This is a genomic window from Sorangium sp. So ce302 (genome assembly GCF_051530145.1).
Taxonomy (GTDB): Bacteria; Myxococcota_A; Polyangia; order Polyangiales; family Polyangiaceae; genus Sorangium; species Sorangium cellulosum_B.
In genome coordinates this window covers 7502756-7524182 of the sequence record NZ_CP150326.1, presented here as the reverse complement: position 1 = coordinate 7524182, position 21427 = coordinate 7502756, and the positions used below count along the sequence as shown (strand labels likewise).

The 21427-nt window shown below is 73.5% G+C and carries 15 protein-coding genes; 8 read left to right on the top strand and 7 right to left on the bottom strand.

What is annotated here, in order from left to right; all coding sequences use genetic code 11:
- Window positions 1-28: 28 nt before the first annotated feature.
- Entirely contained in the window at window positions 29-625 is a 597-nt protein-coding gene (locus tag WME73_RS28470; RefSeq protein ID WP_437911568.1) for a hypothetical protein, read from the bottom strand.
- A gap of 418 nt (window positions 626-1043) precedes the next feature.
- On the opposite strand from WME73_RS28470, the gene WME73_RS28465 reads away from it, so the two are divergent.
- Together WME73_RS28465 and WME73_RS28460 are read left to right on the top strand one after the other, a co-directional pair.
- Window positions 1044-2225, top strand: a complete 1182-nt coding sequence (locus WME73_RS28465) for a mechanosensitive ion channel family protein (protein WP_437739531.1) — start codon at window positions 1044-1046, stop codon at window positions 2223-2225.
- A gap of 405 nt (window positions 2226-2630) precedes the next feature.
- Window positions 2631-3749: a CBS domain-containing protein gene (locus tag WME73_RS28460; protein WP_437739530.1), complete on the top strand. Its 1119-nt coding sequence runs from the start codon at window positions 2631-2633 to the stop codon at window positions 3747-3749.
- Between the two features lie 120 nt (window positions 3750-3869).
- Here WME73_RS28460 and WME73_RS28455 read toward each other — a convergent pair whose 3' ends face one another.
- The 4 genes from WME73_RS28455 to WME73_RS28440 all read right to left on the bottom strand — a co-directional run bounded on the left by WME73_RS28455 (window position 3870) and on the right by WME73_RS28440 (window position 8554).
- A complete protein-coding gene (locus tag WME73_RS28455) occupies window positions 3870-4418 on the bottom strand; it encodes a hypothetical protein (protein ID WP_437739529.1) in 549 nt (182 codons plus the stop codon).
- A gap of 10 nt (window positions 4419-4428) precedes the next feature.
- Window positions 4429-4935 (bottom strand): YtxH domain-containing protein, encoded by a 507-nt coding sequence (locus WME73_RS28450; RefSeq protein WP_437850066.1) that lies wholly within the window; start codon window positions 4933-4935, stop codon window positions 4429-4431.
- Window positions 4936-5299: 364 nt separating this feature from the next.
- Window positions 5300-5872, bottom strand: coding sequence for an OmpA family protein (locus WME73_RS28445; protein WP_437739527.1), 573 nt, complete (start codon window positions 5870-5872; stop codon window positions 5300-5302).
- Window positions 5873-5998: 126 nt separating this feature from the next.
- Window positions 5999-8554: a PAS domain S-box protein gene (locus WME73_RS28440; RefSeq protein ID WP_437739526.1), complete on the bottom strand. Its 2556-nt coding sequence runs from the start codon at window positions 8552-8554 to the stop codon at window positions 5999-6001.
- A gap of 280 nt (window positions 8555-8834) precedes the next feature.
- Between WME73_RS28440 and WME73_RS28435 the strand changes: the two genes are divergently transcribed.
- Complete coding sequence (locus tag WME73_RS28435; RefSeq protein ID WP_437739525.1) at window positions 8835-9341, top strand: hypothetical protein; 507 nt, start codon at window positions 8835-8837, stop codon at window positions 9339-9341.
- A gap of 152 nt (window positions 9342-9493) precedes the next feature.
- On the opposite strand, the gene mug is transcribed toward WME73_RS28435, so the two are convergent.
- The gene (mug, locus tag WME73_RS28430) at window positions 9494-10006 is read right to left on the bottom strand and encodes a G/U mismatch-specific DNA glycosylase (protein WP_437748042.1); all 513 of its coding nucleotides are present in this window, start codon (window positions 10004-10006) and stop codon (window positions 9494-9496) included.
- Between the two features lie 60 nt (window positions 10007-10066).
- Between mug and WME73_RS28425 the strand changes: the two genes are divergently transcribed.
- The 3 genes from WME73_RS28425 (at window position 10067) to WME73_RS28415 (ending at window position 18288) form a co-directional block, all read left to right on the top strand.
- On the top strand, window positions 10067-13474 hold the full coding sequence (locus tag WME73_RS28425) for a hypothetical protein (RefSeq protein WP_437911566.1): 3408 nt from the start codon (window positions 10067-10069) through the stop codon (window positions 13472-13474).
- Window positions 13475-13636: 162 nt separating this feature from the next.
- Window positions 13637-15079 (top strand): sigma 54-interacting transcriptional regulator, encoded by a 1443-nt coding sequence (locus WME73_RS28420; protein ID WP_437911565.1) that lies wholly within the window; start codon window positions 13637-13639, stop codon window positions 15077-15079.
- A gap of 59 nt (window positions 15080-15138) precedes the next feature.
- Window positions 15139-18288, top strand: coding sequence for a hypothetical protein (locus WME73_RS28415; protein WP_437911564.1), 3150 nt, complete (start codon window positions 15139-15141; stop codon window positions 18286-18288).
- Window positions 18289-18573: 285 nt separating this feature from the next.
- On the opposite strand, the gene WME73_RS28410 is transcribed toward WME73_RS28415, so the two are convergent.
- Window positions 18574-19347 (bottom strand): hypothetical protein, encoded by a 774-nt coding sequence (locus tag WME73_RS28410; RefSeq protein ID WP_437739521.1) that lies wholly within the window; start codon window positions 19345-19347, stop codon window positions 18574-18576.
- Between the two features lie 297 nt (window positions 19348-19644).
- Between WME73_RS28410 and WME73_RS28405 the strand changes: the two genes are divergently transcribed.
- Together WME73_RS28405 and WME73_RS28400 are read left to right on the top strand one after the other, a co-directional pair.
- On the top strand, window positions 19645-20106 hold the full coding sequence (locus WME73_RS28405; protein ID WP_437911563.1) for a hypothetical protein: 462 nt from the start codon (window positions 19645-19647) through the stop codon (window positions 20104-20106).
- Window positions 20107-20371: 265 nt separating this feature from the next.
- Complete coding sequence (locus WME73_RS28400; protein ID WP_437739519.1) at window positions 20372-21253, top strand: OmpA family protein; 882 nt, start codon at window positions 20372-20374, stop codon at window positions 21251-21253.
- The last annotated feature ends 174 nt before the right edge of the window (window positions 21254-21427 follow it).

Here is a 21427-nt window from a genome sequence, read left to right as displayed (position 1 = left end):
CGGCGCTGCGGCCCTCCGAGCCGGCGCCTCAGGCCACGTCGGACTTGGGCGAGCGGCGCCTCGTCGGGAGATCGCTCGGCTTGTTGCGCGGCGTGATGATGCTGTAACGCCCTGCCTCTCCCACCCTCTCATGGACGCCCGACTCCATGGCATCTCTCGCAGTCCTGAGCGGCGGCAGCCATCGCGACACGTTCGCGAGGCACGAGGTGCGCTCGGGAAAGGGAGAGTGACGGGGGGGCGGCCTCTCCGTCGCTCCGCGGAGCGGCCGCTCCGACGCCGCGTCGTGCGTCCGCTCTTCGGCGGCGTCATACGGCCGCTCCGGTGGCCCGTCATACGGCCGTTCCGCGGCGGTGTCATACGGCCGCTCCGCGGCGGCGTCGCACGGCCGCTCCGGGGTCGCGTTGTGCGTCCGCTCCGAGGGGGACCCGTGCGGCGGTGCGCACGGGGCGGCGCTCTGCGCAGGGAGCGTGCCGGAGGACGCGCGCCGCTTCGCGGTCGTCGCGGCGATCCGGTGCCGGAGATCCTCGACGTGCTTCGCGAGCCGCTCGGTCTCCTGCGTGAGCCGCGTGAAATCCTCCTCGGTGAGCCGAGTGAAATCATCGACCTGGCTTCTGCGCTCTGACATAAACGATCCTTTGCCGCGTCTCTTCAGCCGATCTCGACGCCCCGTCGGCTCCGCTGCTCATCCCGTGTGCACACCCCGTGTGCACACCGCATGCCGCGCCGCTCGGGTCGGTCGCACGCACCCGGCGGGGGTCGAGCGACGCTGGCGCGATCGCCGCAACGGGGCGCGCCTGCCTCCATCCGTCCTCGCGAGCTCTGGTCGGCGAGCGGCGGGGATCTGGCTGGACACGCGGGGGAGGGGGCCGCGGCACGCCCTGTGCCGTGGGGACGCCGCACACACGATGGATGAGCCCGGCGCGCCTCGCTCGGTCACAGCCCTCTGCGCCGCTCTCCAGAGCGCGGCGGGGAGGCACGTGTCCCTGGGGCTCCAGGCCACGGAGGCGCGCGCGGCGCTGGTGCGCTGGTGAAGGAGTGGACGCATGCAGAACTCGAACTTTGAATCGCTCGGCGCCCGGCTGGGGATCCCGGGGGATGGAGTGTGGCCGTGGGTGATCGTCGCGGCGAGCGTTCCGGTCGGCTTCGGGCTCGCTCGGATCGCCGCGGGCGTCTTCCGGCGCGCCGGTTCGGTCGTCGCGCGACGGACCGCGACGCCGTGGGACGAAAAGACACTCGACGCGGCAATCGGCCCCGTGACCCTTTGTCTCGGGGTCGTCCTGACAGCGGGACTCGCCAAGCTCACGCGGCTCGGTCAGGGCCTCGTGACCGATCTGCGGTCGCTCCTCTCGGCGCTGTTCATCGGCGGGGTGGCGTGGCTCCTTCTGCGCATCGTGGGGATCCTCACGGAGGTGCTGGACGCGCGCGCCCTGCGTCACCTCGAGGAGGGGAGCGAGTCGTCCCGCGGGCTTCGCACCCAGGCGCGCGTGCTCGAGCGGGTCGCGCGGGTGCTCATCGTGATCGTGGCGAGCGCGCTCGTGCTCCTGAACTTCGAGGCGGTGAGGAACGTCGGCGTCTCGTTGCTGGCGTCGGCGGGCATCGCGGGCGTCGTGCTCGGCCTCGCGGCGCAGAAGCCGGTCGGCGCGATCCTGTCGGGCCTCCACATCCTGTTCACCCGCCCCATCGACCTCGGCGACAAGGTCGTGGTGGACGGCGAGTTCGGGACGATCGAGGAGATCCGGCTGACCCACGTGGTCGTGAAGATCTGGGACGAGCGGCGGCTCATCGTCCCGACGGCGAGGCTCCTGGACCAGTCGTTTCAGAACTGGACGAAGCACGGGGCGGAGAAGCTGGGCACCGTCGAGATCTACGTGGATTACCGGACCCCCGTGGACGCTCTGCGGCGGCATTTCGAGTCGATCCTCCCGAGCAGCGAGCTCTGGGACGAGCGCGTGAAGGCCGTTCAGGTCACGAATGTGACAGAGCGCACGATCGAGGTGCGTCTCCTCGTCTCGGCGCGCGATCCTGGGCAGCTGTTCGATCTGCGGTGCTGGCTTCGCGAGGAGATGCTCCGCTGGGTCCAGGAGCTGGAGGGCGGCGCGTACCTGCCGCAGGAGCGTTTGACCCGGAGCGCCTCTCTCTCGGAAGTCGCAGAGGGTCGTGGTCCGGCCTCGGGCCGCACGCGCCGGGCTGGAGCGGGCGACGGGCTGCCCGATGTGGCGCCGTGACGGCGTGCGCCCACCATGTAGCGGAACGCCACACCGCGGCATTCAGGCGAAGTGCGATGAGCCCGGCATCCGCCGCGTCCCTCGGGGGTCTCACAGGCCGGTCCAGGCCCTGCCACAGGGGCTCCGACGCGATGACGACACGATGACGACCGGCGCTGCGGAACAGCCCTTCAGGTCAGTCGCGCCCTCCCTGACCGCCTGGAAGGGCTCCGCGCGCCGCTCCCTCGCAGGTGAGGCGCAGGAAATCGGCACGTGATTTGCAGTAAAGTCAGAAAGATCTGGGACAAGTGCCCGTCAGCCGAGCCGTCGATCGCGCGACGAGGTGTGCGCCACGCCCCGGGGGAGGAGGCAGTGGCACGTCGGAACTGCGTGCAGGTGCCTGCGGGAACCCAGGAGCAAGACACCATGAAGTCGGTCATCAGGATCACGCGGCTCGGCGGTGTTGATGTGTTTGCGCATGCGGCGTTCGGCCTGCTGCTCCCGATCGGGGCGCTCCAGTGGGGGGCGCGGCACGGTTGGAGCGGCGCGCTCTTCGGCTGCGCGCTGGGCGCGGCGCTGCTCGGGTGCGTGGCGCTGCAGGCGCTCGTGCGCGGGATCGTGGCGAGGCAGCTCGGGCTGAGGCTGCGCGAGATCCAGCTCTCGCCGCTCGGCCCGATCGTCAGCCGCTCGCGTCCCGCGGCCGGGTGGGCGCAGGGCGGCGCGCTCGGCCTCGCGGCGAACGTGGCCCTCGCGGTGCTCTTCGCGCTGGCCGTCGAGGCCCCGCGCGGGTTGGGTGAGCTCGGGTGGATGTCGGTCCTTCAGGCCGCCGAAGCGCCCTCGCGCGAGGCTGCGATCGTGTGGATCGCCAGCGCGAACCTGGGGATCGCCCTGCTCGGCCTGCTGCCGGCGTTGCCGCTCGAGGGGGGGCGCGCGCTGCGCGAGGCGCTCTCGCCGCTCACCGGTGCCTGGCTCGCGACGTCGATGACGGCGGCGCTCGGGCAAGCGGCGGCGGCGGTGCTGTTTTTCATGGGCCTGTTCGGTGGTCAGCTCGTCATGGCCGCGCTATCGGCGCTCCTCTTCGTGGAGGCGCGGCGGGAGTGGAGCGCGGCGCAGGCGGTGATGGCGCCCGTGGCGCCGCCCGAAGAGCCTCCGAGCGAGGGCAGGGCGGTCCAGCTGTGGCCTGGCGAGCTCGTGGGCGACGCCGCGCGGCGGATCCTCGCGAGCCAGGAGCCGGACTTCCCGGTCGTCTACGAGGACCGCGTGATCGGGGTCGTGACGCGCACGGACGTCATGCGCGCGCTGGCCGCCGGCCAGGAGGGGTCGTTCATCGCGTGGATCATGCGCTGCGACGTGCCCCGGGTGGCGGCGGACGTGTCGCTCGACGAGGTGGGGCGGCAGATGATCGAGAAGAACACGCCGGTGGTCGCCGTCTTCGACGGAGAGAGCTACCTCGGGCTCGTCAAGCACTCGGACATCGCGGGCGCGCTCACGCGCGGGCGCGGGGGTCGGCTCGGGAGGATTCACCTGGCTCCTCAGGTGGGTTAGCGCGTCGGCATAGGCGTTAACCAAGCCTCGCGCAGCGTGGTTCCGGACACAACGACGCTCGAGCAAAGCGCCCCGCCAACCCGGAGAGGGGGGCGGGGCGCTCGTCGGGAATCGCGAAGCTCAATCGCCTCGAACGAAATTGAGCTTGAAGGAGACCACGAGCACGAGCGCGTCCTGACTGATGCGGCGCTTGCCCCAGGCGACCCCGATGTGCAGCCCCTCGATCGGATCGAGGTTGGAGGGGAGCCCCACGGTGTGCGTGAGCGTCTTCGTGAAGTTCCACTCAGGCCGCTTGTTCGCGAGCGCCGCGTTGACCGCCTTCATGACGGTGTGGTCGAGGATCGAGGGGATGCCGCGGATGTCCGCCTCCTCGAGCTCGACGTTGAACGCCAGGACGTTCCCCTTGTTCCTCTCGATGATCTCGGGGCAAATCAGCACCTTGAGCTCATCGAGCCGGATGGTGGGGTTGACGCCCGCGATGGACCACTGGAGCTCCGCCGGGCAGGTGACCCGCAAGCCCAGGTCGTCGGCCAGGGCAATCTCGGTCGCCTTGCCCAGGTACAGCCAGCGATCGGTCGTCTCGTCGTCGTCCAGGTGGATCTTCACCGGGAGGAACTCGCCCAGGATCTGCGCGAGATCCTCCCGCGTGATGATGGCTTCGAGCCACACGGCCAGCGCCTCAGCTCAGGTGATGGCCGCTCTCGCCGCCGTGGGACAGCCCAGCTCCCTCGATGCCGTAATGCGAGTTCGCGGAGCTCGCGTCGGACGGCGCGACCGCGCCCTTCACCGCGTCGACCGCGCTGCCGACCTTGTCCTGGACCTTGCGCTCGGCCTGCTCGACCCCGCGGGTCGCCTGGCGCTTCAGGCCGTCGAGGCGGGTCAGGAGCTCGCGGCGCAGCGCCTCGCCCGACGTCGGCGAGAGCAGCAGGGCCACGCCCGCGCCCACCGCGAGGCCGGCGCCGAAGAGGCCGAGCGCCGTGAGCGGGCTCCGCTTGCGCGAGAGCCCGACCCACCCGAGCACGTCGTCGAAGCCGAGCGCCCCGACCGTGGCGGCGACGCCGGCGACCGCCTTCGCGACGTCGAACGCCGTCGTCCTGGCCGCCGTCGCGGCGACGCCCGCGCCGGTAGCCGCCGACTCAACCACACCCTTCGCAGTCCCCACCGCGTTGTTCATTCGGTTCGTCATGGCTCTTGTCTCCTCGTGACGGACACGACATCCGCCGGTTCGTGTCGGGAAACCATTGCAGGGCCCGGACCAACCGAGAGCTTGCGCCCAGAGCGCCTGTCCCCGGGGCCGCGGAGCGCCGCCGTGGCGCTTGCGTGACGAAACGCCACAGCTGTCGTGACGCGCCTCGGGCGCAACACGCGCCGTGAGACGAGCGCCGGTGAACCAAGGGCCGCGGCGCGCGGCGCCGTCGCCAACGGAAGAGGTTGGATTGGGGGAGGAGTGCCGCCCTGCCGAGAGGGAGAGCCAGCTGCAGCGCCGCTCCGGCAGGGCTCCGAGCCGCGTCCGTCGAGCGGGCGAGCGGGCGAGCGGGCGAGCGCGCGCGTCACCGAGGGGCATGGGCGACGCCGATCAGCGCGACGTCGACCCTGCGATCATAGCCATAGGAATACATCGGTTGAGCTCCGACCGCCTCGGCGGCGCCCGTCGCGCGCGTCGTGATGCGATCCGCGGGGATGCCCTCCTTCACGAGGATCTCCTTCACCCGCGCGGCGCGGCGGAGCGAGAGATCCTGGTTGTACGCCGGGGTGCCGCGCGGATCGGCGCGGCCGACGAGCTCTATCCTCGCGCCCTGGAGGCTCGATGAGAGCAGGCAGTCGACGAGCGCCCGGAGCTCCACGTGATCCTGCGGGAGCGGCTCGGCGGAGTCGAAGGCGAAGCTCGTCTTGGGCAGGCGGCAGACGTCGGCGATGTCGGCCCCGAGGGTGAGGCCGATGAACCGATCTTCGCCTTCCCTGAGATCGGGCCATTCGACCTTGTAGACTCCATCCGGGCCCGGGTTGGGTAACCTCGGCTCAGGCCGAGCCTGCTCCGGGGGTGGTGCCGCGGCGCACGCGGTGAACAGCGAGAGCGCAAGCGCGCCCAGGCAGAGCCTGGGCAGGTTGGACATCGACAGCATGTGGACCCTCCTTTCGAGGTCGGCCGCGATAAGCCGCCTCGTGTTCCGAGGAGGTCGTTCAAGCTCCGTGCCTGTCCGGCGATCGAGGCGTGTCGCCGCGCGCCACGCCCCGCGCTCAAGGCGGGCTCATGAGGGGGATGAAGGCTCTCTGGCCTCTCTGGCCTCGATCTTGGGCCAGGTGAAACGGAAGGTGGCGCCGGCGCCGACGGCGGACTCGACCCAGGCGCGCCCGCCCTTGCTCTGGACGATCTTCTGCACGACCGACAGGCCGATGCCGGTGCCCTCGACCTTGTCGCGCGCCTTCAGCGTCTGAAAGATGCCCCAGATGCGGTCGTGGTATTCGGGCGCGATGCCCGCCCCGTTGTCGGAGACCGAGAACTCCCAGAACGGTCCGGCGTCGCGCGCGCTGATCCGGACCTCCGGATCGGTGCCGCCGGCGTGCTTCAGCGCGTTGCCGATCAGGTTCAGGAACGTCTGCTGGAGCGGAGCGCGCTCCGTGACGAGGACGGGCATGTCGGGGGCGATCTCCACGAGCGTCTCCGGCGGGGGCGCGAGCAGCTCGATGACCTCCCGGAGGAGCTTGCCGACGTCGATCGCCTCGGGCTTCTCGCGGGCGCGGCCCGCCCGCGAGTAGCTCAGGATCCCGTCGATGAGGTTCTCGAGCCGGTGGACGCGCCCGCGCAGCAGATCGAGCTGCTTGCGGCTCTCGGCCGTCATCTTGTCGTTCAGGTCCTCCTCGATCCACTGCGAGAGGTTGGCGATGCCCCTGAGCGGCGCCTTGAGGTCGTGGCTCGTGACGTACGCGAACTGATCGAGCTCCTTGTTGCTGCGCTCCAGCGCCTGGACGAGCCGCTGCCGCTCCTCCTCGGCGCGCTTCTGATCGTCGATGTCCGTGTACGTGCCGAACCAGCGGACGATGCGGCCCGACCCGTCGCGCGCGGCGACCGCCCGGCCGATGAACCAGCGGTACACGCCGTCCGCGCGCCGGAGCCGGCACTGGCTCTCGTACGGCTCGCCCGTGCGGAGCGCCTCCCGGAAGGCCTCGATCGCCCGCTCGTGCTCGTCGGCGTGGATGATCCGGCTCCAGCCCTCGCCGCCGGTGTCCTCCGCGGTGAGCCCCGTGTAGTCGTACCAGCGCCGGTTGAAGTACTCGTGGTGGCCGTCCGGGCGGTTCGTCCACACGAGCTGCGGCATCGTCTCGGCGAGCAGCCGGAACTGCGCCTCGCTGTGCTTCAGCTCCTCCGCGAGCGTCTCGACCTCCTTGCGCACGGTGACCTCGCGCTCGAAGAGGAGGGCGTTGTCGACGCTGAGGGCGGCGCGCCGGGCGAGCTCCTCGGCGAACTGCACGTCGACCTTCGTGTAGTGCCGGCCCGACTCGGCGTGCGCGAGCGTGATCGCGCCGAGGACGCGGCCGCGCGCCGCCAGCGGCACGACCAGGTACGACCGGAGGCCGAGCTCGCGCGCCATCCGGAGGTGCTCCTCGTCCCGCGCGTTCTCGACGAGCAGGGAGTCCGGGATCTCGGAGGCCCACTCGGCCTCGCCCGTCCGGAGCACCTTCGGCACACCGCGGCTCGCCGCGGGATCGACAGGATAGCTCTGCTCGATCTGGCGGACGAGCTCCACCTTCTGCGGGTCGGTGTGCTGGACGGCGACGCGCTGGATCGCGCCGTCCTGGCCCTGGATGTCCACGGCGCACCAGTCGGCGAGCAGCGGGACGACGAGCCGGGCGAGCTGCCCGAGCGTCTCGCGGAAGTCGAGCGAGGACGAGAGGATCTCGCCCGCGCCGGCGAGGAGGCTGACGTTGGCCTCGGCGCGCTTGCGCTCGCTGATGTCGAGCACGTAGGTGAGGTTGCGCCGCTGCGTCTCGATGCGGGCGGACCCGACGAGGACCGCCACGCGCTTGCCGTCCTTGCGGATGTACTCCTTCTCGAACTGCCTCGTGACGCCGTGGAGGCTCAGCTCGGTGATCGCGTCGTGGTGGACGTGCTCGTACTCCGGCGGGGAGAGCTCCTGCCAGCTGAGCAGCCCCGCTTTGAGGTCCTCACGGGTGTAGCCGATCATCGACAGGAAGCAGTCGTTCGCCTCGATGACGCGCCCCTCGTAGTCGCTGAAGAGCAGGCCCATCATGCTGGTGTCCATGATGCGCCGGAACACCTCGTCGCTCGCCTGGCGCTCCAGCTGGCGGAGCGCGGCCTCCTGCCGCTTGATCTGCTCGGCCCTCCGGTGCAGCTCGACGAAGACCGCCACCTTGGCGCGGAGGATGTCGGGATTGAACGGCTTGACGACATAGTCGACCGCGCCCTCGCGGTAGCCGCGATACCGTCGGTCCTCGTCCTCCGGCAGCCCCGAGATGAAGATAATCGGCGTGTGCCTCGCCCGATCGAGCCCCCTCACGCGGGCGGCCGTCTCGAAGCCGTCGATTCCGCGCATCTTCACGTCCATGAGGATCAGCGCGAACTCCTCGCGGTGGAGGTGCTCCAGCGCCTCCTCGCCGGATTGCGCGGTGACGAGCCGCTGGCGCAGCGGATCGAGCACGGCCTCGAGGGCGAGGAGGTTCGCGCGGTGATCGTCGACGAGCAGGATGCTCGCCACGGGCTCGGACGGAGCGGACGGGAGGGGAGCGCCCGGCTGGACCGAGGACTTCACCTGAAGCGGGCTCAGCCCTGGCTTTCGGTCGGGCATGACGAAGACGGTTAACGGCGCCCGGACCTTCTGGCAAGCGAAAGCGGCGCGCGCGCGGCGAGGGCCATTGTCCTGCTCGAAGCGGACATCTCCGGCTCGCCGCGGCACCTCCAGCGCGCAGCGACAAGGCCGCGCGGGATCGGGCTCCGCGCGCCACGCTGTGGCGATCCGTCACGCGCGCCGAACGGAGCGGACCGTCGTGGATGCGGCGCCGCGACGCCGCGGCCGGCAGCGCGTGGCTGGCATGGGGCCTGCTGGACGTGCCGCAGAGGGAGCGCGTATGCGATTCGGACTCAAGCTGGCTTCATTCGTGGGAGCGCTCGCGGGCGCGCTGCTGCCGTCGCCGGCGGCGGCGGACGACGGAGCGGGGCTCTTCGCGCTCCCGCCGAGCCGGCTCGACGCGGCGGAGGTCGCGGGGATGCCGACCTCCGAGCCGCCTGCGATGTCCGGAGCGACGTTCGTCGATCTGATGGCGCGCGCGGTGATGGCCGTGCTGTCGCCGCCTCCGTCGGAGCTCCGCGTGGCGCCGCTCGTGGGCCGAGGTGGCGGCGGAGGGCTCCGCCTCGTCCTGCCCGTGTGCGAGGACGGCTGTTCGCGTTACGCGTCCCGCGCCGTCCTCCTCGTCGCGCAGAGCGCGCCCGACTCGCCGTTTGCGTGGCTCGCCGCGGTGACCAACCGCGGCGGGCGATCGCCCGAGGGGCCGCCCGGCCTCGCGGCCGTCCGGGAAGAGGCCCGCCGCGCGCGCGCGAAGGTGCCTCAGGAGGAGGCGAACGCGCTGCCCGAGTAGGCGCGCCGGGAGACCGCCTGTGTCCTCCGTGGCCGCCGCTGAGCTGGCCTGAAGCGGAAGAGCCGAGTCGGCGCAGGACGAATGTCGCGCGGGGCGGCGGCGGTGGGCTGGACCTTCGTCTCAGGGGATCGGCGTCGGCGCGCGTTCGCCGCTCACCGCGTGGCCCGGGTCGACGTGACCGCCTCGTGGAGGGCGCGGAACATCGCCGCGAGCCTGTCCGGCTGGTAGCTGGCGTTGAGCCCGCTGGGGTTCGGCAGCACCCAGAGCCGCGTTGCGCCGAGCGTCTCTGTCTGGGGGCCGGGCACGGCGCGGGGCCTGCCGAAGGCGCCTCGATAGGCGCCAATTCCGAGCACGGCGAGGAAGCGAGGGCGGTAGCGTCGCACCGTGGTCTCGAGCCGCCGCCCGCCCGCGGCGAGCTCCTCGGCGGACAGCTCGTCCGCCGACGCGGTCGCGCGCTCGACCACGTTGGTGATCCCAACCCCCAGCTCGAGCAGCGCGCGCTCCTCGGACGGGGAGAGCACGCGATCGGTGAATCCGCCGGCGTGCAGCGCCGGCCAGAACCGGTTGCCGGGGCGGGCGAAGTTGTGCCCGACGGCGGCGGTGTAGAGGCCCGGGTTGATGCCGCAGAAGAGGACGTCGAGGTCCGGGGCGATGACGTCCGGCACCGTCTTGCCGGCGGCGGCGAGGAGCTCGTCGCGGGTGGGTCGTCGGAGGCGGGGAGGGGAGTGCACAGGCTTTCCGGGCGGGCGCAGGGCGCCGCGGCTGCAGCTTACGACGCCGCTGCGCGAAGGAGCGCGGGCGCCGAGGGCGAGGAGCGCGGGAGCCGGGGACGACGGGCGCGGCCGCAGGGGACGACGGGCGCGGCCGCCGGGGGTGACGTCGTGGGGGGGGCGAGGACGTGGATCGACGCTGGACGGGGGCGCGACAACGGATACCGTCGTGCTTTCCCCCAGATGCTGGTGCGCTCGCTCGGTCTGATCTCGGCTCTCCTCGCGGCCGCCTGCGCGCGTGCGCCCGAGCCGAGCCCGGCGACCGGCGCGGGGGCTCGGGCCGCGCGTGCGTCGGGCGCGACCGGCTCCGCCAGCGCTGCCCCGGCGGGGGCGCGCTATTTCCAGGCGCTCTCCGAGGGCGTGTTCCGGGCGACGCACGACGGACCGGCCGCGGCCGTCGCGGCGCGCGTCGTCACGGAGGGCGCGCGGATCGAGCTCGGCGGAGACGGGCGCGTCGCCGCGGCGGCGTGGGAGGCCGATCTGTGGGCGTCCGGCGAGCCGGTCGTCGGATCGCTCGCGATCGCGCCCCACCTCGGCGGGGGCTTCCTGCACTGGACCCGGCGCAGGGCGTTCCGCTCGCGCGGCTTCACGGGGCCGCTCGCGGAGGTGGCGCTCGGCGGCGGCGGCGCGGTGCGGGGCGCCCGCAACGGCCTGCGAGGCGTCGTGGTCTTCATGGAGCAGGGGCCGCGGGAGCTCCTGCCGGGCGAGGATCGGGGCCGGGCGCTCGACATGCCGGCCATCCACGATCTGGCCGCGCTGGACGCCGCGCGCGCGGCGCGCCTCGACGTCTTCGGCCGCGCCGCGACGACGGCGGACGGCGGCAGGACGTGGATCGACGTCGGCCAGCGGCTCGGGATCGCAGTGCGCGCCCTGAGCGTCGCCCCGGACGCGCTCTCGCTCGACACGGCGCTCGGGCGCGTGGCCGTCCTCCCGGACGGCTCGCTCGGCCGGCCCGACGGCGATCCCCGCGCGATCTGGCAGCCGAGCGGGTCGTTCCAGCTGCTCTTCGCAGGCGCCCAGGCCGCCTCCCGCGACGCCCCCGTCCTCGACGATCTCGCGCCGCTCGCGGCGGCCATCTCCGCGGGCGCGCTCTTGCCCGACGGGACCGCGCTCGGGGTGTTCGAGGGCGGCGTCGCGCGGATCGACGTGAGCACGGGCGCGGTGCGCGAGCGGTTCTCCGGCTGGCTCCCGGACGGGCTGGGCTGCGCGCCGGTGCCGGCGAAGGACGGGCCGCTCTTCCTCTGCGTGTGGGACGATTACGACGGCTACGGCAGCTACGTCCTGCGCTCCGAGCGCGGCGAGGCGCCGCGGATGGAGCGCTCCTTCAGCGACGACGGGTTCTTCGTGGCCGACGACGGCGGCGCGCTCGGCTACGTCGGCGGCTGCGCGGCGTCGCCGCGGGTCGCCAGCGACGAGGAGCGAGATCGCCGCTACGGCGAGGTCGTGATCCACCCGAGGATCTGCGTGCGGCGCGGCCCGGACGACTGGGTCGAGCATGCGGTCGAGCTCGGCGAGTCGCAGACGCTGGTCGGCTGGGCGCCGCGCCGGGACGGGAGCGCGATCGCGCTGCTGAGGGGCGAGCGCGACGCGCGGCTGCCGCCGCCCGCCGGGGCGCCGCGGGGCCGCGACGAGGGGGGCGCGCGGGTCGTGGAGCTCCGCGGGCACCTCCCCGGCTGGTACTGGACGCCGCCCCTGCGCGACGGGACACGGGCGCTCGTCGACAGGCGCTTTCGCGCGCGCGAGGACGGCGGGGTCGACGGGTGGCTGTCGTCGGTCGAGTGGCCCGATCCCGTCGGGCAGGGGAGCCTGGGCGTCACGATCGCGGATGACGGGACGGTCTCGCCGCACGCCCTGCCGCCGGATCCGGCGGGGATGGTGGTGACCGGCGACCACGGCGTGCTCGTCACGGCCGGCACAGAGCTCTACGAGACGCTCGATCACGGCCGCACGTGGCGCGCCGCCGGGCGCTCGCCGGTGCCCCCGCCGTTGTTCCAGGGCGGGTGCTCCGCGCTCGGCTGTGCGTTGAGTGGCGTGGTGCGGCTCGGCTGGGGCGCGGGCGAGGCGTCGCCGGCCATCGCCGCCGCGCCGGGTCCCGGCTGCGGGGCGGCGGATGCCAGCCGCGCGGGCGCCGCCGGGGCGGACGCGGCGGCTTGCGTGGGCGGCGTCGGCCGGATCGACGAGCCGCCGGCGGCGCTGCCGTCGCTCTCCTGCGCGCCGGTCGAGCTGCCGGCGCTGCGCCCGCGCGCCGCGCCCGAGGCTGGTTCGGAGCGATGGACCGTGCCGACGTTGTATGGCGAGACGCTCGATGTCGTCGCCGACGCGCCGCCGCCTGGGCGCGCCGCGCAGCCAGCCGAGGAGGCGCCGCCCGCCGAGGAGGCCGCGCCCGAGGAGGCGCCGCCCAGCGGCGTGGCGTCGGGCAAGGGCGGCGCGGCGCCGGGAAAGGGAGGCCCGAAGGTCGCGGCGGTCCGGACGCACAGCGTGCTCTACCTCCCGCCGTTCGATCTGCGCGGCGAGGCGCTCCGGCTGAACGCGACCGAGCTCGCGCCGAGCGGCGGGCACGGCGGGAAGCGCAGCGCGTCGATGCCGCTGCTCGCTGCGAGCGGCGAGGTCGGGCTGCTCGTCCTCGCCGAGGCGGGCGAGCTGCTGCTCGGCCCGCACGGCGCGCGGGCGCTCCCGGCGTTCGAGCCGCGCCGAGGTTACGCGGACACCGCGCCGGGGCGGGCCCCGGGTCTCCTGCTCGGTCCTGGCCGCGCGCTCGTGCTCGGCGAGCTCCGGCGCCGCGTGGCCGTCGAGGAGCACACGCCGGAGCCCCGGCGGCCTGCGCGCCTCCTGGCGCTCGACCGCGAGGAGCTCCGGGGCCGGCCGATGACCCTCGCGTGGCGCGACGATGGGGAGGCCGGCGTGCTGGTGCTCGACGGCTCGGCCCTCGAGATCGCGGGCGCGGCGGTGCTGGACCGCATGGGGGGGACCGCGGGCGAGGTGGTCGCGCTCGCGCCCTGGGCGACGCTGACCGCCGCCAGCGACGCGCGCTGCCGCGCCCAGAGGGGCGCGTGGCGCGCGCTCGTGGCGCTCGATCCGGAGCGCGCGCTGCGCCTCGATCGAAGGGCGCTGCCCGCGATCGCGCTCGGGAACCAGGGCCTCGCGCAGGTGCGCTGGGGGCGCGAGCGCGTCTGCCTCGAAGCGCTGCACCTCGCGGCCTCCGACTCGAGGCGGCGCGGTGAGCGCGCGGAGGACGCGGCGCTGATCGCGCGGTGGACGGCCGCGCGGGGGCAGGGGAGCGGCGCAGGACAAGGCGCGCTGCGAGCGCAGGCGACGACGCAGCGCCTCGTGTGCTCCGTGGGCGCGCGGCCCGAGGACGGCTGAGGCGCGGCGTGGATGTGGGGCAGCCGCTCCGAAGACCCCTCCGCGAGCACGATCGGCTCGGACGAATGATGCGCCCGGCGGACGGATAGGTTGGTACCATCACCATTCCCAATGCACGGCGACGGGACAGAACGGTCGAAGGACATCGATAGTACAGCGTCAATGCAATTTCGTGCTCCGTTCTCTCGGCAGACCAGCGCCGGGGCGGGGCTCGTGTTGCTCTACGCCGACAACTACGAGCAATTCCGTCCTGCGTACCCCGTGCTCGAGCAAGGCTCGGTCCTCGGCCGCGATCCGACCGCGGATGTGTCCGTGCCGACGCGGAGCGCTTCGCGCCATCATGCTCGGATCGAGCGGCGGGGCGGCGTCTGGCGGCTGACCGACCTCGGCGGCCGCAACGGCACGCTCTGCAACGGCGAGTTCGTCACGGAGGCGCCCATCGCGCACCTCGACCAGGTCCGAGTCGGCGACGCCATCTTCAAGTTCGTCGAGCGCGACGTCGAGAGCTACGCCCGCTACCGCATCGACGGGGCCTACGTCGAGCCTTCGGGCTCGCAGGAGGGGCCGCCGAGCTTCTCGATGGGGCGGATCGTGGGCGGCTACCAGACCCGGACCCTCGCCCGCAGCCTGCACGAGATCGCGCGCAGCGAGCTCTCGGTGCTGATCCGCGGTGAGAGCGGGACGGGAAAGGAGATCTTCGCCCAGCAGCTCCACGACTGGAGCGGCCGGCGCGGCCCGTTCCTGGCCGTCAACTGCGCCGCCATCCCCGCCGCCCTCGTCGAGGGGGAGCTCTTCGGGCACCGGCGCGGCGCGTTCTCGGGCGCCGACCGCGACAGGGCGGGCATCCTCCGCGCGGCCCACGAGGGCACGCTCTTCCTCGACGAGATCGGGGACATGCCGGCGGAAGCCCAGGCGAAGCTCCTCCGGGTGATCCAGTCGAAGGAGTTCACGCCGCTCGGCGGGACGCAGGCCGAGCGGATCGACGTGCGGATCGTCGCCGCCACGCACCGCGATCTCGACAAGCTCCAGCAGACGGGCGCCTTCCGCGCCGATCTGTTCGGTCGCCTGAACGAGCACAGCGTGACCCTGCCCCCCCTCCGCGAACGCAAGGAAGACATGTTCTTGCTCTGCACCGCGCTCGCGGCGCGCCACGGCCGGTCCGAGATCCGGCCCAGCATGGTCTCCATGACGGCCCTGCTCCACCACGATTTCCCCTACAATGTGCGGGAGCTCGAGGCGCTCCTGAAGCGCTGGGCCGCCGCGGATCGCGGCGCCGAGTTCGGCATCCAGGATCTCAGCGACAGCATCCGCGATCGGATGAAGACGTACGGGGCCCGGGGCGCTGCCCTCGCGAGCCCGCTCGTGGAGGATTCCCGCGCCACGGTCTACCCGCAGTACGACGAGGAGCCCGCGGAGGACGGAGCGTCCGCGCCGGGCGGGCCGCTGCCGCCGAGGACCACCCCGGAGGAGGGCGTGCTTCGGGATCTCCTGGCGAGGCACCAGGGGAACGTCGCCGCCGTGGCGCGCGTGCTGGGGAGGGATCGCGTGCAGGTGCACCGCTGGATGAGGCGGTACAACCTCAAGGCCGACACGTTTCGCGGGTAGCATCGCGCTCGGCGCCGCGCAGAGCGGCACCACTCGCGCCCGCCGAGGCCCGCACCCGCATGACCGCCGAAGATGTCGTGGCTCCTCTCCTCGCCGCGCTCGCGCTCGCGGCGTGCGGCGCGGCCGAGCCGGCGGCCGCGCCTCCCGGCGCGCTCGAACCGCCTCCCCGCGCCACCTCGACCGTCGCGCTCGGCCCGGCCCGGTACGTCGCGCAGGCCGACCTCGGCCTGGTCGAACGCGTGGTCATCGACGGGCAGGAGGTCGACAGGGCGATCCTCAACGGCCAGCGCGCCGAGCTGCGTGGCCTCGATCGGATCGAGCCGCTCGGCGCGGGCGGCGTGGTGCTCGCCGGCGGCGCGACGTTCCCCGCGTGGGCCCGGCCCGGCGCGGCCGCCATCGACGCCGCGCGCTACCTGTTCTGGAGCGGCGGCGAGATCTACACCGCCGAGAGCTTCGGCGGAGAGCTCCACAAGCTCGCGACCCTGCCGGGCGACATCGTCACCGCGTTCCCATGGCTGGACGGCATCGGGCTGATCACGGCGGCCGGGAGCTTCGTCGTCCAGGGCGCGAGCGGCGCGCTGCGGCCGCTCGGGTTGCCGTCCATCGTCGCGGCCGCGGCGGCCAGCCAGCGGCGCGCGCTCGGCCTCACCGTCTTCGGGCGCGCGCTCCTCACGCTGGACGCGGGCGCGTCGTACCGCGACGTCACGGCGGAGCTCGGCGATGCGATCGCGCTCGACGTTCGCGGCGAGGAGATCGTCGCCTCGCTGGCCTTCGGCCTCGAGCGCGCCGTCGCGCCGAGCGGTCGCTTCGGCGAGCCCCGCGCGCGGCACGCGCCGCCGGAGGCCGGCGTCGAGCACGGGTGGCTCGGCCGCGCGCCCTTCGAGCAGCTCGCGGACGCCGTCGCCTCGGGCCTGCCGCTCGCCGACGGCGGGGCCGCGCTCGCCGTGGACGGCCTCATCGGCCGCATCGACCTCGCGAACGGCCGCGCCTCGTCCGTCGCGCCGCTCCCGCCCGGCAGCGGCGAGTGCGCGCCGTTCCGCGCGAGCGACGCGCTGCTCGCCGTCTGCGCCGGCCCGGAGCGCGCGAGCGTCGTCGACCTCTCCAGCGACGCGCGCGCGCTCCGCGTCGAGCGCTCCTTCGAGCTCCTGCCCGAGCCGGCGCGGGAGACCGATCGCTTCGTTGGCGTCGACGGCGAGGCGCTCGGTTACGTGGGGCCGTGCGACGGGCCGCCGAGGCCGCGGATCGATCTCCGCGCGCTCTCTCAGGGGGCGGTCGCCGGCGACTCGACGCAACAGAGCGCGGTGTTCTGCGTGCGGCGCGGGCCAGGAGACTGGGTCGAGCACCGCCTCGACGCGGCGGACGCGAGCGACGTCCTCGCCTGGATACCGCGCCGTGGCGGGGGCGCGGTCGCCCTCATCGCGCGCCCCGGCGCGTTCCTGCCGGACGGCGAGCGCGTCGAGGTGCACGGCGCGCTGCGCGTCGTGCGGCTCGCGCGGGGCGAGCCGCCGCTCCTCTTGCCCCCATATGGCGAGGAGCGGGCGGAGCTGCTCTCGCGCGCGCTCGCCGCGCGCGCGGACGGCGCCGTCGAGGGCTGGCTCTCCGTGCACGGCTACGCGGCCGACCCCGCGCCGATCACGATCGACCCCGCCGGCCGGCCGCGCCGCCACGCCGTGCCGGCGCGCGCGAGCTCGATCGCGGCGTCGGGCCCCTTCGCGCTCGCCGAGACCGAGGACGGCGGGCTCTTCGAGACGATCGATCGAGGGCAGCGGTGGGCGCCCGTCCCGCCGCCGCCGGGCGGCGTGGCCGCGCGCCTCAACGGCTGCTCGGCGGTGGGCTGCCGCGTCGGTCCGTTCCTCCGGCTCGGGTGGGCGTCGGCCCCGCGCTCCGGCGCGGCGAGCGCCGCGCCGCCGCCCGGCGCGGCGATGGCCGAGCCGCCCCCCGCGCGACCCCGGCCCGACCGCGACAGGGGGGCGCGGCCTCCGGCGCTGCCGCCCCTCGCGCGGCTCGCCTGCACCTTCGCGGGGCCGCTCGACGCCGCGCGCGTGCCGGAGTCGTCCGGGTTCGGCGCCGTCGCCGCGCCGCCCTCGCGGATGGCGGGCACGCTGCGGCTCGGCACCCTCGGGATGCTGACGCTGCCGTCGTTCAGCGTTGGCCCGTCGGGCAGCGGCGGCCTGCCGGGCCCCTTTGCCGACGCGGAGCTCGCGTGGATCGCGCCGCTCGACCTGCGTGCCGAGATCCACCGTGCCACCGTGCCGCTCGCGAGCGCCGGGCTGCTCCAGCTCGCGTACCGGCCGTACGAGGCGCAGATCGGGCTCGTCATCGATCGCGACGGTCGCGTGGCCCCCGTCGCGGCCGGCCCGGCGGAGGTGTGCCTCGCCGGCCTGCTGGACGCCGCGCTCGTCACGCGGCCGGTCGGCGGCTGCGCCCCCCAGCCCGCGATCGGCGTCGATCTCGGCGATCGCGCGGTGTTCCTGAGCCCTCGGCACGACGGCCTCGCGGTGAGCTCGGTCGACTTCCGCGGCGCGCGCGGCGAGGCTCGTGGCGCGCGGCCCGGGGGCGGCGGGCCGCCTCCGGCGATCCGGGAGCTCCACGTGCAGCGCACCGCGGCGCATCGGGCGCGCTTCGCCTTCGGCGCAGGCGCGCGCGCGGGCGCGCCCGTCTTCGTGGCGGTGGCAGGAGACGGCGGCGCGGTGCTCTCACCGGTCGACCCCGTGCTCGGCACCCTGGGCCACGAGGAAGCCCTCGCCCCGCTCGGAGCGCTCGGCGCGGGCGGGGACCCCGCCTGCGCGCCGCGCGGCGGAGAGGCGCGCGTGGTCCTGTCGTTCGATACGGAGATCGGCCTCGTGCCCGGCGCGCTGCCGGGGATCACCGCGGCCGGGACGGCCGGCGTCGCGGTGATCCGGTGGTCGCGCGAGCGCGCGTGCCTCGACGCCGTGGAGCTCGTCGTGCGCGACGAGCGCTACGAGGGCGGCCTCGGCTTCTACGAGCCGCCCGGCGTCGTGAAGAAGCTCATCGCGCGCTTCGCTGGGCCGCCGCCTGCGGCGCCGCTCGGCGCGTACGCGAAGGGCGGGCGCGGCGGGCCGAGCCCCGCGCCCGCGCGGCGGAGCGAGCCGGCGCAGGGCGCCGGCGGAGGCACGCTCGCCCTCGTCATGTACGGCCAGGAGAGCCGGCAGCCGGTGCAGTGCAAGGCGGTCGTGAGGGTGCGCTGAGGCGCGTGTGCCAGCGGCGAGCGCGACGAGGTCCTCGGCGAAACCTCCGAAGAGCCAGCCGACGAAGCCGGGGTCGGGCGCTGCGGTAGCCGTGAGCGTGGAGCGCGACGGCGCGCCGCTCGCGCCCCCCTCGGAGGCGAGTGCCCCGGCCGCGCAGAGCGGTCCGCGCACCCGCCTCGGCACCGGCGTCACGAAGCCAGTCGGTGCGCGCATCGACTGGGCGAGCCAGCTTCGCGGGGCCGCGCAAATGGGTCTCGCGGCGAATGCGGCTCGCGCCCGCCGCCGTCACCCCGGGCTGTCGTCGATGCGGGGCAGCGCCGCGATCGCCTCGTCGATGCGATCGAGCGTCCCGGCGAACACGAGGGACGGCCTGTGGTCGCGGGCTCTCAGGTCGCTCGCCTCGTGCGCCGGCTCGGGCGCGAGATACGGGCCTTCGATCGCGATCGAGAGCACCTCGCCGGTCGCGCGCAGGCGCGTGAGCGTGAAGCGCTCGCTGGGAAACGCGTGCGGCGGCGGCATCCCATTCCACCACGCGGCGAAGGGATCCTCGTCGTCGTTGTCATCGCGATCATCGGCGGCGGTCGTCGGCCAGCCATCGCGGCCGTAGACCTCCGGCTCCGCGACTGGCTGCCCATAGAGGAGCAGGAGCTGGCCTTCGCCGAGGTCCAGCACGACCGCCGGTGACAGCGCGCTGTGGCCAGCGTCGAGCTCCACCGCGCGGCTCGTCTCCACGCGCAGCTCCTCGACCTCGGCGGCGCGGAGGTCCTCGTCCCAGCGCGCCCGCGCTTCCCGGGATGCGGCGCGGTAGCCGAGGAGCGCGAGCGCGCCGAGCACCGCGCCGAGTCCCAGCCCGACGACGGGGCCGATCGTCCGCCAATGCCCGTCGATCCGCAACGCCAGCAAGGCCGCGAGCAGCGCGCACCCGAACACGACGCACCCGAGCAGCACGAGCGCGACCCGCGACTCGCCCCGCGTCGGCCGGCGCAGCCGCGCCAGCGCTCGCGCGCGCTCCAGCTCGTCGGGGCGCATCGGCCGTCGGAGGAGGACGTGCTTGCTCAAGCTGCCCTCATAACAAACCGGGCGCGCCCTGATAAGCCCGGTGACCGGGCAAGCGGGTGTCTGATGCGCCAAAACAAAAACAGCTCGCCAGGCGCCGTCCCCGCGGGGCTTGACACGGGCGAAAGTTCTACGGTTTCCTATCCGCTCGAGGGCTTCCGGCTGGGGCAGGTCGCGACGACGCCGGCGCCGCGCCCCTCGAGGGAGGGGCGCGCTCGCCTCGTTACGCTGTCATTGTGTACCGCGACCTGCCGAATTGCTTCTCGACATCGTAGTGCCGTGTTACGCCTGTCGCGACGCATGCGGTACCCGATCAACTGGGTCATCGGCTTCATCCTCATCCTGGTCGCCGGCGGCGTGGTGGGCGGCGTCATGGTCTTCGTCTTCGGGCTGAAGGTGGTCCGTCGACTCACGTGGAGCCGTGAACGGGAGCTGAGGCGGCGACTTCGAGAGGCATCGGCCGTCGTCGAGAGCTGTTCCCGCATCACGGAGGCGGGGCATTGCGCGCTCGTCCTCTCCTTCTCGCCGACCGAAGCCGAGACGTACCGCGACGCGCAGACCCTCACGCTCCGCGGAATGACCGTGCTCCATCCCTTGGCCATCGAGCGGGCCGAGTCGGCGCGTACGCTCCCCATTCGATTCGATCCCGTCTCGCCGTCGACTATCGTGGTCGATACTGCGAGCATCGTCGCCGAAGGGGCGGAGTCCTTCGAGCGCGAGGCCTACATCGAATACGGTCGCGGGGGCTGGAAGGCCGCCTAGTGCCGCCGGCCCGAAGTCTGGGCAGACTTCGGGCCGGCGGCACTACACCACGCTGGGGGGAGCGGGAGTGTCAGGGACCGCTATTCTCGCGCGCGCGGCGCCCATGACATAACTGAGCGCGGCGCCCGTCGTCGCGGTAGAATCTCTCGCTGTGCGCCGCCTCCCCCTCCGCTATGCGTGCGATCTCTCCTGGGAGGAGATGACGGGAACCGAGCGCGCTCGCCATTGCGCGGTGTGCGCTCGAACCGTCCATAACCTCTCGACCATGACCGAGGCGAAGGCCATGGCTACCCTGCTCGTGTTCGGCGCAAGCGGGATCTGCGTCCGCTTCGATCACGACGCTTCGGGGGAAATCCTCCATGCGAAGGCTCCTCCACCTGCGCCGCCTCCGCGGCCCGCCGCGGTTGTCTCCTCGGGGCTCTTGGCCGCTGCGATCAGCGTCGCCGCGTGCGGCCCTGCGGTTCCTGCCGCGCCGTCGCCGGAGACAGCTCCGCGGGACGCGCCTCCCACCGCCGCTGGATTTGATCCGCGGGCTGCTCCGGTGAGCGGACCCGAGCAGCAGAGAGAGCCCGTCGCGCCTCTCGCCGCAACGGTGGGGCCCGGGGAGGGCGGCCGCGCGACGGAGCCCTCACCCGCGCGCACGGATAGCGACGACGACGGCATTCCGGATCCGGGTGACGCATGCCCGTCCGTCTCTGGAGCGCCGTCGGACGATCCTACGAAAAATGGCTGCCCCAGAATGGTCGTTGTGACCACGCTAGGAATTCCGATCGTCCCCCTCTTGCAGTTTGACTTCGGCAAATACGCGATCCAACCTGCCAACCGTTCAACCATCGAAGAGATCGCGAAGGTGATGAGCGAGCACCCCGAGATCATTCGCGTCGCCGTTCGGGGGCACACCGACGCCAAGGAGCCGCGTCCAGGGAAGCTTGCGACGGCGAGGGCGAACGCGGTGGTCGACGCGCTCGTCAAGCTGAAGGTCGACAGGGCACGCCTTGTGGTTGAAGCCCCCGGCGCCGAAGAGCCTCTCGACACCAACAACACCGATCAAGGCCGAGCGCGTAACCGTCGCGTCGACTTCAAAATCCGCGAGCAGACGAGCTGCCCGAGCCCAAGCGCCACGTCGAGCGTGGCGGACCCCAATTGAAGAGGTCGAAGCGACCAGGCGGTTATTCTATTGGAATCCTCACGGCGCGCGGCGGCGCCACGACGCAAAGGACGACTGGGAGAAGCCATGCACGCGAAGACATGGCTGCCGCGGCCCGCCCCGCTGGTCGTCGCCGCGGGGATATCGCCGGTAGCTCACGGTGGTGACTTCGCT

What these genes read in the sequence shown, in the direction of transcription:
- WME73_RS28405 (WP_437911563.1), top strand. Translation starts at nt 19,645, where the DNA reads ATGCGGTACCCGATCAACTGGGTCATCGGCTTCATCCTCATCCTGGTC.
- WME73_RS28465 (WP_437739531.1), top strand. Translation starts at nt 1,044, where the DNA reads ATGCAGAACTCGAACTTTGAATCGCTCGGCGCCCGGCTGGGGATCCCG.
- WME73_RS28435 (WP_437739525.1), top strand. Translation starts at nt 8,835, where the DNA reads ATGCGATTCGGACTCAAGCTGGCTTCATTCGTGGGAGCGCTCGCGGGC.
- WME73_RS28445 (WP_437739527.1), bottom strand. Translation starts at nt 5,872, where the DNA reads ATGCTGTCGATGTCCAACCTGCCCAGGCTCTGCCTGGGCGCGCTTGCG.
- WME73_RS28460 (WP_437739530.1), top strand. Translation starts at nt 2,631, where the DNA reads ATGAAGTCGGTCATCAGGATCACGCGGCTCGGCGGTGTTGATGTGTTT.
- WME73_RS28440 (WP_437739526.1), bottom strand. Translation starts at nt 8,554, where the DNA reads ATGCCCGACCGAAAGCCAGGGCTGAGCCCGCTTCAGGTGAAGTCCTCG.
- WME73_RS28415 (WP_437911564.1), top strand. Translation starts at nt 15,139, where the DNA reads ATGACCGCCGAAGATGTCGTGGCTCCTCTCCTCGCCGCGCTCGCGCTC.
- WME73_RS28400 (WP_437739519.1), top strand. Translation starts at nt 20,372, where the DNA reads ATGACCGAGGCGAAGGCCATGGCTACCCTGCTCGTGTTCGGCGCAAGC.
- WME73_RS28420 (WP_437911565.1), top strand. Translation starts at nt 13,637, where the DNA reads ATGCAATTTCGTGCTCCGTTCTCTCGGCAGACCAGCGCCGGGGCGGGG.
- WME73_RS28470 (WP_437911568.1), bottom strand. Translation starts at nt 625, where the DNA reads ATGTCAGAGCGCAGAAGCCAGGTCGATGATTTCACTCGGCTCACCGAG.
- WME73_RS28450 (WP_437850066.1), bottom strand. Translation starts at nt 4,935, where the DNA reads ATGACGAACCGAATGAACAACGCGGTGGGGACTGCGAAGGGTGTGGTT.